Origin of the sequence: Binatus sp. (SeqCode), assembly GCF_049584895.1 — a bacterium.
Lineage (GTDB): Bacteria > Desulfobacterota > Binatia > Binatales > Binataceae > Binatus.
On the sequence record NZ_JBAUYR010000060.1, the window covers coordinates 43,434 to 54,935 of the forward strand.

Annotated in this window: 8 protein-coding genes and 1 pseudogene; 1 reads left to right on the forward strand and 8 read right to left on the reverse strand. The window is 57.3% G+C overall.

Features of this window, described 5'->3' with window-relative positions:
• Positions 1 to 15: 15 nt before the first annotated feature.
• The 8 genes and pseudogenes from WB650_RS11480 to WB650_RS11515 all read right to left on the reverse strand — a co-directional run bounded on the left by WB650_RS11480 (position 16) and on the right by WB650_RS11515 (position 9,623).
• Positions 16 to 1,143 carry a hypothetical protein gene (locus tag WB650_RS11480; RefSeq protein WP_423960527.1) on the reverse strand — a complete coding sequence of 376 codons (1,128 nt, stop codon included), beginning with the start codon at positions 1,141 to 1,143 and terminating at the stop codon, positions 16 to 18.
• Positions 1,144 to 1,168: 25 nt separating this feature from the next.
• Positions 1,169 to 1,537: a hypothetical protein gene (locus tag WB650_RS11485; RefSeq protein ID WP_423960528.1), complete on the reverse strand. Its 369-nt coding sequence runs from the start codon at positions 1,535 to 1,537 to the stop codon at positions 1,169 to 1,171.
• Complete coding sequence (locus WB650_RS11490; RefSeq protein ID WP_423960530.1) at positions 1,534 to 3,960, reverse strand: hypothetical protein; 2,427 nt, start codon at positions 3,958 to 3,960, stop codon at positions 1,534 to 1,536. Before WB650_RS11490 ends, WB650_RS11485 begins: the two co-directional genes overlap by 4 nt.
• Positions 3,912 to 4,850, reverse strand: coding sequence for a PD-(D/E)XK nuclease family protein (locus tag WB650_RS11495; protein ID WP_423960532.1), 939 nt, complete (start codon positions 4,848 to 4,850; stop codon positions 3,912 to 3,914). The genes WB650_RS11490 and WB650_RS11495 overlap by 49 nt, the downstream gene beginning before the upstream one ends.
• Positions 4,847 to 5,197: a helix-turn-helix domain-containing protein gene (locus tag WB650_RS11500; protein WP_423960534.1), complete on the reverse strand. Its 351-nt coding sequence runs from the start codon at positions 5,195 to 5,197 to the stop codon at positions 4,847 to 4,849. The genes WB650_RS11495 and WB650_RS11500 overlap by 4 nt, the downstream gene beginning before the upstream one ends.
• Before the next feature lie 56 nt (positions 5,198 to 5,253).
• Positions 5,254 to 5,532 (reverse strand): annotated as a pseudogene (locus tag WB650_RS11505) (DUF1801 domain-containing protein); the annotation flags it as partial.
• 125 nt (positions 5,533 to 5,657) lie between these two features.
• On the reverse strand, positions 5,658 to 7,823 hold the full coding sequence (locus WB650_RS11510; protein WP_423960536.1) for a CHAT domain-containing protein: 2,166 nt from the start codon (positions 7,821 to 7,823) through the stop codon (positions 5,658 to 5,660).
• A 54-nt stretch (positions 7,824 to 7,877) separates the two neighbouring features.
• A complete protein-coding gene (locus tag WB650_RS11515) occupies positions 7,878 to 9,623 on the reverse strand; it encodes an AIPR family protein (RefSeq protein ID WP_423960538.1) in 1,746 nt (581 codons plus the stop codon).
• Positions 9,624 to 9,884: 261 nt separating this feature from the next.
• Here WB650_RS11515 and WB650_RS11520 point away from each other — a divergent pair, with 261 nt between their 5' ends.
• Positions 9,885 to 11,156 carry an IS110 family transposase gene (locus WB650_RS11520; RefSeq protein ID WP_423960539.1) on the forward strand — a complete coding sequence of 424 codons (1,272 nt, stop codon included), beginning with the start codon at positions 9,885 to 9,887 and terminating at the stop codon, positions 11,154 to 11,156.
• Positions 11,157 to 11,502 lie beyond the last annotated feature (346 nt).

An 11,502-nucleotide genomic window follows, 5' to 3' on the forward strand; every position in this document is an offset into this window, starting at 1 on the left:
ACCGACGAAGACATCTCAGCAGTTGAGCACCGCGGCGGACCCTTCGCACAGCGAGAACAGTTCCTGTACGGCTCGCGCCTCCCATCTGTGATAACTCGCGGGATCGCGCCAAAAGTTCCGCCACGCCTCGTTGAGCGTCAGATGAACAGGATCGCTTGTGCCAGGACGCGCGAGCCGACATTCCATATCCGCTATACCTTTGGCGGCTTTTTCAACCACAGAAGTGATTAATTCATTAGGATAGCAGTGCATATAGTCCGGCACGGCTGAATCGGTCGTCAGGTCCAGCGCTTCCCGCCAGCGGCGGTTTATCTCCGCCGCGTCGTTCTGAAACCCTGAGCGGCGCAACGCCTCGAGAATTGCCCGCATCCGCGCGTCGTCGGCAGGGTGGCTAAGGTTGCGGAGGCCGTCCGGCAGCGCGAATGCGTTGCCACCAATCTTCAGATAGAGATGCAAGTGCGACCACGCGAAAGCAGGTCCCACCGTTAAAACCGCGTATAAGTCGCAAAAAAATTCCGTCAGCCAGTATTTCGACCAAAGGAGCTCCCAGAGATCGATCTGATCCTTGAACGCGCGCGGGCCGCGGCGCGGCCCCTCTCTTGCCCGTTGTGAGGCGAAATAATCGTGTATGTGCGCCATGCACGTGAGGTACTGCGTCCGCAGCTTATCGAGCACTGGATGATTTTCATGCGTGAGAAGCGGATGACCGAGTTCGTGGTACAAATCGGGCAGGTGGAGCAGAAAGCTGCCTTCCGCCGGAGGAATGAACATTAGGTTCAGCTTGGTATCGATGTAGAAATAGCTGGTCGAAAGCGTTGTTACTGTGGGCGTCAATGCTGGATGGTTGATCTCCTGGCAAATCCGATAGAGAAGGCGGTTCGCATGGTGATCGTCTTTATGGGCGCGATTAAGTACCGCGATGGCAGTGGTCTCGATATGGTCGAGATCGGCGATGGCACGCTTGAACTGACGCAGCCGCGCGTGATGCAGCGCGCGCCTGCCTGCGGCAGGCACGTCCTGCAGATTGCGTAGGTGCCTGATTACATCATCGAGCTCGTTCTCGCTGGTTCGGACGAGCGCGCCGTAGTCACGCGGCAGCGAGCGGGGAATCTTCCCCTTGAGGAGCCGTGCGCGCTCGATCAATTGCGGCAATGTTCCCTGAAAATACTCACCGAGCATGCGACCCGTGCATCCTCGCATGCATGTCCGCACGCTCCGATTCCAGAACGCGAGCCAGCTCCTCAAGGCGCCCAATCACCGTTTGCGAAGCATCGCCCCGATCGATCGCATCGGCTATTTCGTTCCAGTTCGCATTTGCCGCCACTCTATTTTCCCGAAGGACGTTGACCAGAAGCATCGCGTTGAGATTTGCCGTGGGCGCCGCCTGTAATGTGCGTAACAAGCCTGCCAATGTTTCGCGTTCCTTTTTTCCGGCGTTGCTACCCTTGCACTCGAGATCGATGATGACCTGGTCGATCAATTCGGCGCAGTCGCGCAGTTGCGCATAAAGATGAGTGTAGAGACCCGGATCGCTCATGCTCTTTCCCTCTTCTCGCCATCATTTTCTTCGTTCTGTTCGGCCTCGTAGATCAGCGCTTCCTGGTCGAATTCGCTGGCCTCCTCTCCAAGCCAGCGGTCTGTCATTTTGATCGTCACAGGATAGCGTGAGCAGTCCTCCGGCCGCGTCCATGCGAGCGTCGTCAAAGCATAGACGTCTTCAAGCGCATCGACGAAGTGTATGCCTTCGAGCACGCAGCGGACATGGAGCGGCTGAACGGTGCCGGCGTGCCGAAACGCTCGACCCGTCGAGCACAAGAATCCCTCGTTCCCGTTGATGATCGCATAAAGGCCAACTTGCGGATTTTGCACAAACGGTTTCGGTCCGTCGGTCCGCTGCACTTCAAAGAGACGCAGCCGCACGGGCGCGCTCTTTGATATTTCGAGCACCGTCAGTGTGCCGTCGGCCGCGACCACGCCTTCCTTCTTCAGCTTGTCGATGGCAGCGGCAGCGCCGTCCATTTCCGCCTGAAAACAGCGGCCGTCGCGATGGATCACGATAGATTTCAGCGGCCGTCCGAGGCGGATTTTCTCGTCGCGGATGATTTCGGCCAGATGCGTGAGGACCTGCGCTTTCAGCAACTTCTCCTTCTGCCGCGACGTGTGGCAGTACGACTTCACGGACAATCCGTTCTGCCCGATGACGGTGAATCCCGCTGTTTGGTTCTTCACGTCGATGCCAATTGTGACCTCCGCGTGCAACGGCGTCGCCAACACGAATGGCCAGAAATTATTCGTCAGGAGAACCTTGTTCAGAGCAACATTGCGCAAATATCCCATGAGGCGGCTGCGCTGGTTTTCCCTGATCTCGTAGCGCGGCGTGCCGTCTCTTGCTGACGCCATGACGTAGCTGTGCTCACCCATTTCCGAGTGGTTGACGGCTGCGAAAATGTCGTTCTTGCGGAGTTCGCGGATCACCATAGCTGCCAGCAAATCGTGCTCGCGCACCTTGCGGTCACTCGTTGGATGAAGCATGACGACGGCGTATGCCGATTCCATGAAGCGATCGCCAACCGCTTCGAGAATCGCTTTGCCCTGATCGCGGTAAGTGCGCGGGCCACGATCCTTGTAGGTGATAATGTCTGGCTTATAGCCGCCGCCTTCCGGAAAGAGATTATCGACAGCCTGCTTGAGATCGGCAACAAATCGCTCGCCCCAGCTCTCCCACACGGACTGCGGCAGGATAAGATACTGGCGGCGGAACCTTTCCTTCACGTAGAACCCCGCGTGGGCGTCGCGCAGCAAATCGATCCGTTTGCGGCCGAGAGCATCGAGGCTGACTTGGCTCGCACCCGTCGTGCCCCGTACGCTCAGTTTGCACCCGTTGCCAAATTCAAAGTCCGGGACGCGGAAGAACTTCCGTTCGATCCGCTCGGGCTCGCGTGATACGCGGACAGCGATCTGATTGAACCGCAGCTCCGTCAGATACTCGCCGACAAAGCGGCTTGCCTGTTCGCGCCGAATGTGCGGCGGTAATATGGCCCCCTGATGCAGAGCGTTTTCCTGTGTATCGCACACAGGATAACAGAGACCCGAGGGCGCGGCTCTGTCTTCGCCCCGGTTGTTGCGGTAGCGAATCACCGACGCGTCGTGCGGCAGACTTGCCAGCTCCGCCGGCAACGGTTTCCTCGACGCACGCGCGATGAACTCGAACAGCGAGACAGGTCCGTCGGTCGTCCTGATTTGTTCTTCGCTGACATTCAGGTCCGAGAACGTTTCAATCCGTATCTCGTACCATTGGTGGCCATAGCGGTAGACGCAACGCTGGCCCTGAAACGTCCGGAACGTCAGTCGGCTGAGATGAACGGGCAGCGAGGCCGTACGTATATATTTGCTGTGTACATCGACGCAGAGTCCGATGCGTCCCGAAGGGGCTATGGCCGCCCGCGCGCCGAACCCGCGGTAGCGCCCGATGCCGTTGTCCTGCTCGAACGGAGTCTTGTCGAAGAAACCCATGCCCGAAGAGGGTTGCCATAGCCTGTTATTGCGGAACAGCGGCGCCTGCATCATGAACTGGATGAAGCGTAAGCAAATGGAGTCGTTCTCCGAATTGCGGACGTTGAAATCGAGCGGGATGCCGCTTTCGACCTTGTCCAAATGGACGTAAGTCCTCACCAAGGGGAACGTCTGCGGCACGTTGGCGACATCGCCCGGCACGACAAGATAAGGCCCATCGGGCCGCTCGACGATGAGGACTGGCATTTTGAGCTTGTAACTGAGATCGCGCGTCAGCGTGTCGCGGTTCTGAAAATACTCATCCTGATCGCGCCGCAGGTTTCGAACGCGGTAGGTGTCGTAACGGAGCTTCAGGTCGTTCAGATTCAGAATGGGAAATATGTTGGTTTCGATGTCCGTCACTGCAACGCCTCCCAGCACATGGACCGGTACGGGCAGCTCGCGCACGCCGAGGCGTAACGCGTCGCTGGAAAGTCCGTGGGTGGTAACATCGAAGCCTTCCCGTTCATGCCGTCCGTTGCCAGAAGCATGCTTTCGAAGCTCCGAGCGATGAATCCGTCGGCCTCCGCGATATGCTCATCTGTCAGGCGATGCCGACGCAACTTTCCCGTCAACAACTGGACTTCGAGGAGTCCGACGTCGGTCTCACAAAACGGTTCCGTAACCGGAAAATCGCTGTGCACTGTGCCGCGTGCGAGCGCGGCCGCATAGACTGCGAGCTGCAACCACGCGTCCCGCCATCCGAAGACGTGGACTTTCCAGTCCACGATCGCCGGCACACGCCCTTTCTTGAAAACGATCAAATCAGGGACGGCGCGGACGGTAGTGTCGGCGTGGGTAAAACTGAGGGCGCGCTGCATGATGAGGCGATCTGCTGTCCGCAGACGCGCTATCAATTCATCCATCGAGAAGAACGACTGAATGGCTCGCCCGACTTCGTCGCGCGCCCGCTTGACTTCCGCTTCATCGAGAACCCCACCATATTCAAGGACGTGAAATGCCGCAAAATCATCGCCAAGGGCGGTCGGATTAAATCCTTTCTCGTGAAGCCGGTGCGCACGGCCGACGGCAAGCTGACGGTCAAAACGAGCCATCGCGGAAGCGAGCGCCTGATCGGAGGTTATCGAGCGTCCCTGACCGAACGCCGGAAGCACCTCCTGGCTGAGCACCTGATCGACAAGATTTCCACGCCACGCGCTGAGGCTCTGGAGCTTGCTGAGCCGCCATGCATGGCGGCGCATTTCGTCCTTAGCCTTCGCACTGGCGAGCTGCGTCTTGAAAAACCACTGCCTTTGGCAGCGTTCGAACATCTTCGCGGTGGAGACCGACCAGATCATGCGCGATCCTTCCGGTTTCGCTGTGACCGAATGAATCGCAGATATTCTACAATCGAATCTTCTTCTTCAGGCGTTGTTTTTCCGATTCGCGCCGCGAGCCGGTTGCGCGCGCTGCCTGTCTTCACGTTTTGCGGAAGCGGATACCCGGCAAGTTCCATAACGGTCGCATAAGGAAGATCATAGAGTACGCTCAGCTTGTGCAGTACGACCGGCGACGGTGATTGCACCTTGGCCGTCTCAAGTTGGCTCAAATACGCGTTCGAAATGCCGACGGCCTCCTGCACCGCCCTCAAGGTTAGATTCCGGCGCTTACGGGCATCGGCAAGCAGTTCCCCAAGCTTGTCCATCTTCGGCGTCATACCTGCTTGATATAACAAGCACGGTCGGCGTGTCAAGCGGACTCGCTCGAGTTGAAAAGACGGGCCGGATCTTCAGAGATGCGCCCTTGGAGAAGGTAAGCTTCACGACATTCTTCTAGGATTCGCCAGTCCAGATGATCCCGTCGTGCGACCAAATCGGAGTGCCCCTCCACTTCCATTCCTCAACGACATCCGGTTCTGCTTCCTTGATCAGCTTGCGCATTCTGCTGAGGGTTTCCCGCGCCAGTCCCCGAGTTCGGCGATTCTTTTCGAGATGAGCTCCGATGCCGACTGGCACCTCAGCTCGCGCCCGACTTTTTCATGTTCTCATCCTAGAAGTTCTAGATACATTTCATTTGCAAGACAGTGGAGGATAGTCATGTAAGTCTTAGGGTCTCCGTCTCCGTTCGATCTGAGCAGGAGTCGGCACTTGTTCCTCCTTCGGCACTTATTCCCCCTTTTGCTGAGGTCGTACCGTGGGATTCGAAGACGCGATCTCGTCGAATCCCGCGTCGTGCAGAACAATCAGGTCTGGCCAACCCATAATCACGTAGAGTGCCGACTCTGGAAGGTAGCCGCGGCTTCGAATCCATCCTGTGAACTTTTCTTCGAGCCCTTGCTCGCAGGCCATCTCCTTGAGGACTGTCTCGGTATCAGCATAAATCGAACCCTTCCGAAGGCGGCCCACTGAGCGAATTCGCATGAACTGTTCTAAGACGCTCAGTCCACTGCGCACGTCTTCAGTCAGAGCCCACGTCGCCAGGCCGGGGCTCGCAGTCAGAACATCATTAATCGCGTTCGTCGCAGTGGTATGGTGCCAGACGTCTTCGAGTGTTCGCATATCGGTTGCACCACGTACAGTCTCCGCTAGGTTTAAAAAAAAGCGGGCCATGAGCGTGGCATTGTGACGTACATCGACTGGAACCATAGGACCGATGACGACCAGAGCGCCGCGTCGGAGAAACAGGTCTCCGATATTCACGCTTCCAGACCCGCGAGGAGAAACTTGGCATGCGCTCAGACATACGATCTTCGGAAGCTCGCCAAGTTCTTCTTCAAGAACCAACTGGTCGCCACAGAAAAATCCGGTACGGCTCGATCGCTCATCAAAATGGCCATGGGCGCTTATCATGACGACATCGTAGCGACCGCGCGCCAGTGCCTCCCTCAACCTATCCGGCCGTACGAACTCGATCACGTCGCATTCGACGTTTGGAGCCTCACGCACAGCCTTCGCAGCTATCTCCCATCCCGTGCGAGAAAGTCGTCCCACCAACTCATTCGCCGGGGTGCACTCGGCAATCAAGATCCTGAGTCCGATTTTGGCGTATATAGACGAGATTGGTGCGAGCTCAAACTGCAACGTCTGTGTGAGAGGTAAAAGCGGCCTATAGTGAATGGGAACTGCAAAGCCCAAGGGATCCTCTCCATCGGTCAGAATCCCTAGTCCAAAAGGAAATTCGCAGAACGCGGCCACAGAAGACGCGTGACGAATTGCCTCATCCTTTCTGCGGTCAAAGGACCTCGCCACAACCTCCCCGATTCTGCGTAGTACCCTCCAGACGAACCGAGGCTTCGGGTTACCGTTCGCCCAAGTCGCTTCTAAGGTCGCAAGGAGCTGAAACGCCTCGTCATCAATCTTCTCGGAGATGAATCCCACGCCTCCTCGAGCTAGTGCGCGATGAGCCACCAGAAAGCTCAAGATGCATAGCTCTATCGATGTGTCTGTGAGGTTCAGATCGACTCCTCGCCTGCGGATCTCTCGCTCTATCTCTCGGGAAGCCGACTTCGGAGACGAACCCCAGATTCCCACCGCGACCGGAAAACGGAAACGTGCTCGCTCCTCCGCTAACTTCGCTTCAAAGACCCGTTTGGCATCCTCAAAGGTTGTACCCGCCGCTTCGAGCCTTGCGGTCAGAGAGAGGACGTTTTGGCAGTGCAACGCATATGCAAGAATCTCATTTTGAGTTGCGAAATCGTTGGGCACTGCGTCGTCCGAACCACCCCGGAGATTTCGGCCTACGAAATGCGCCGGGAGCAACGATGCTTTGAGAGAGGGCGCTCGCAAAAGGCGCGAGATTGCAACCTTCAATGGTTCGTCTGGCTTCATTACTTCGTGCAACTCTTGCCAATGCTGCTGTAAACGATCTTCGCCTAGCTCGGAAATAAGGCTCACGTCTACAACATCCTCGAAGTCAGCAATCAGATTGCTAGCTTCTTCGAGAACCTCCTCGTGCAGAAAGATTAATTTTGGAGAGCCGTCGTTCAGCCCTCTGATTAGCATACGATCGACTCGGACCGGCACAAGTGCAATTCTGTGCGGAACATTCAAACGTTGAAAGTCTTTCAGAGCTCGTGCACCAATCGGAGCGAAGTCAAAGCGACTCCGCGGTAGGTGTAGACAGTACCAAAGCACCGGTAAGATCGGTGTGAGGCTTCGGTCTAGCGTATGGACCAGTGTGATCTCTCCGCTGAGCCAATGCGCAATATATTCGGAAGCGTTTAGGGTGAGCTTGTACACCTCTCCATGGTCGCGGCCAGCGAAAAGGATTACGTAGAGGGGCTGATCCGCAGTTGTCGCTTTGAGCGATTCAAGGTGGTTTTGGTCTGCCAACTGCCTAACCCCCTCAATCGCTAGCTAGCGTTCTTCTGCACTTACTCCGCGCTACTACTCTGCTGACCAACGAAACGAGAACTTATCTGCGGGAATCGAGATGCTCGCCATGATAGGCGCGAATTCGGGTGTGTTTAGACTTCTGAGGACGTTTACGATCGTCCCGGCGACGAGCTGCTCGTCGCTTACGGCTCCCCTACTTTTCAGCCAATTCTGGGGACTAAAGACCTTTCCAGCCGCGGTGCTCTGCGCCACAGCTTGGAGAAGGGACTGATTTAAACACTGTTTCGCTTGCGCCAAGATCATCCCTGAATACTTGATGGCTCCCATTGTCGCCGAGGGAAGTGGCACTTTATCGGATTGGTTGCTCGCGTGAGCTACCAATTGCGAGATTATAAACATCATATGAAACCGTGCAGCACCTTTCACTGCCTTAACAGCTTCATTGATATCGAGCTGGGCCCATTGTTTGTCGATTTCGCCGAGCCACATTCGGAGCGCGAGAATGGATTGCGGGTCAAGCTCCGAGTGAAAGAGCGTCTTGTACAACTCGTCGAACAACCGCGTTTCGTTAGTCGCCAGATTCGGTCGTTGACACTGCCATGAGATCACCATCTTTGCGTAGTCAGGAGAGTCGACGCAGTTGGCTGCATCTCTGTCTGCGGGACGCTCCTCACCTCGTTTGGTTATGAAATACGCTCCTGGAACCACAGCTTCGTAGCGTTTCTTGATCTCGCGCATAAACCTATCGTTGCTGCGTAGATCTCTCGGCTTTACTGCCGTCTGCGAGTTGGTATTGATGCTGATAGCTTCGCCCAGGTCGTACTGTGAGATTTCATAAAACCTAAAAAGTACAGAGCCGTGTGCTTGGCCGTTTTGGGCCACCTTGCCTGACGTCGCATAAATAGTAGACAACGACTGGCACCCATTGACGACCGAAAGAGCTCGAACCTTCAAGAGTTTCTTGTCAGCTGAGAGATTGAAGCTTTTGCACAGCGCTGTGATCCCATTGTGAAAGAAAAAGAAATAAGGTGCGCGCTCTGGGTTTACGAGAGTCGCTCGGAGTGCCTTATTAACTTTGTTCCCGATACCCAGGCTCTGCCGGACGTTTCTTCGGAAGAGCTTGCCATCGGCGATTCCCGGAAGCTTGAGACAGCGCTCAACGGGGAGCAGGGCCAACACCACTCGAATATTCCCCTCATTGCACACGAGACACCGGTCCGGATCCACCTCGATCTCGCAAGAGAGCTCGGGCAGATCGCGTTGCTCCGCCTCGGACAAACGAGTCTCCAGCAGCGCGGTGTCGACCAGCGTCAGACCGGCACTGAGTTCGGTGTCTTCTGCCATTTCCGTTTTGAACGCGTTGAAATCGGTCACTGCGGCCGGAGACAACTGACCGGTGGTTAGAAGCTCGAATTGCACATCATACTCATCTTGCAAACCAACTCTCATTGCTTCCAGGCGCTCGGCGAGCTTTCCCGAACACTCTAGCTGGAGCCTTGGTAAATCCTTCAGCCGAGTCCAAGCTGATAGCACTTCGCGAAGCGGTTCGGCGTCAATCGGCTCCGGCTTCACGAACTTGCCCTGAATTATCCGGATTAGCCGTTCCTCACCATCCTCAACCACAATGGCGTCGATCTGCTTATCGTTCGCACCATCTGTGATGGCCGCCTTTGTCTGGTGTACGTCCATAAGCAGAACCCGGTGCAGGTACCACGCCACGAAGCGCTGACCATCGTTGGGAAAATTATCCTTGTAAAAGGAATCGGCCTGCATTTCTTTCAAAATCTGTTCGTACATAATCGCTTTCCCCCGCGGATCGGACGGCACGCCCCGCTTTTCATTTCTCCCGGTCTATATCAGATTGACTCAACTGCTACGACCCGCGGCTCTTGTATGTTCCTCCCCTGATGGAGATCGTTGTGCCGAATGAAAGTTCCGGAGGTGTCGCGGCGCGTCGGCGCAGAGGGTGATTCCTCGCAGCGCAGATTGGCGCCCTCGGACGGTGCTCGAAGACCCGAACGGCATCCTGAGACGTGAAGCGTTCTCGTATGTACAAGCATGGACATGGGCATCGGCACCGAGGCTCCGGCACGACATAAAAACCAAGAGGTGGAGCGGATGAGATTTGCGGGAATCGATATCGGTGCTGAGCGACATGTGGTTGCGGTAGTGAATGAGAGCGGTGAAGTCTTGCGCAAGCCGGTTGCTTTTGGAGAAGACGCCGGCGGCTACCGGCGGCTCCGCGAGCTGCTCGGGGCGCCTGACGACTGCTTGATCGCGATGGAAGCGACCGGCGGCTATTGGCGTAATCTATTCGGATTCCTCGTCGCCGAAGGCTTCCGGGTCGCGGTGATCAACCCGCTTCGCACCAGACGGTTCGCTGAGGAAGATTTACAGCGCACCAAGACTGATGCGATCGACGCGCTCGGTATCGCGCGTTTCGCCCAACAGAAGCGCCCCGCGCCAACGAGCCTTTCGGAGAAGTCGCTGGCCGAGCTGCGCGATCTGGTGCGCTTGCGCCAACAGACGGTGCAACAGCTCGGCGACCGCGTCCGCCAGCTGCACCGCACCGTCCATCTGGTTTTTCCAGAGTTCCCTCGACTGATCCGGCGCCGCCTCGAGACTGAGATGGCAACCGCACTTCTCTTCCGTTACCCGACCGCGGTTTCCTTCAGCCGCGCTTCGGCCACCAAGCTTGCCCGAATTCGTTACGATGGTAGCCACTACGTCGGCGAGCAGCTCGCCCGCGCCCTCATCACTACCGCCAAGATCTCCGTGGCCCAGCACCACTCCGAGCCTCTCAAGCTGCAAGTCCGTTACGCCTGCCGAGACATCAACGTTCTTCGCCAGCGCATGCACGATCTCGAAGCCAACATCGAGCGCAGACTTGATGCCGAGGAGATCGGAAAGCTCCTCACCAGCATCGACGGGATCGGTCCGCAAGCCGCCGCCATCATCATCGCTGAGGTTGGAGATCCGGCCCGCTTTCGAAGCGTCGGCGCCTTGGCAAGTTACGTGGGCGTCACACCGCGAGTCCGTCAGTCAGGTAAACGACAGTTCTCGCACGGCGGCGCGACCCCACTTGGCAACGCGCGCCTCAGGTCCGCACTGTGGATGCCGACCCTAGCAGGCATTCGCTGTAACCCCTGGCTGCGCCGCTACTACTGGCGACTGCGAACTGCGGGCAAGCGACCCAAAGTCGCACTGCTCGCGACCATGCACAAACTCCTCGCGGCGATCTACAGCGTCTCCAAACGTCGACAACCATTCGTTCTCCCGCTCATTCCACCGCCATTTCCGCCCGCGGCGCTCGCCGAGTCAGAAGCCTGATCCACCACACAGTCCGAACCCCGACCAAGGTTTGTGACTGGCCGTCTCGAACGGCAGTCGCGTCAGCGACTGCATACTTGCCTCTTCCAGCCGCAGCGACGGCCGCGGTCAAGGGCGGCGCAGCCGGCGCGCGCAGCGCGCGAACCCTTGACGGCGACCGGCGCGGAGGCTATCCGCCAGTCCGTTCCCGCAACACCTCTTGACTAAGGCACACGGCATCTGCGCTGTGAGCCGCCCCGCTAACGCTCCGTAAACTTCGCACCGCGGCCCCACGCCGCACCCCAACTCCGCCTGCGATCTCCGCTTCGCTGCCGCTCTCAGTGGTGGCGTTCGCTGCGCTAGCACG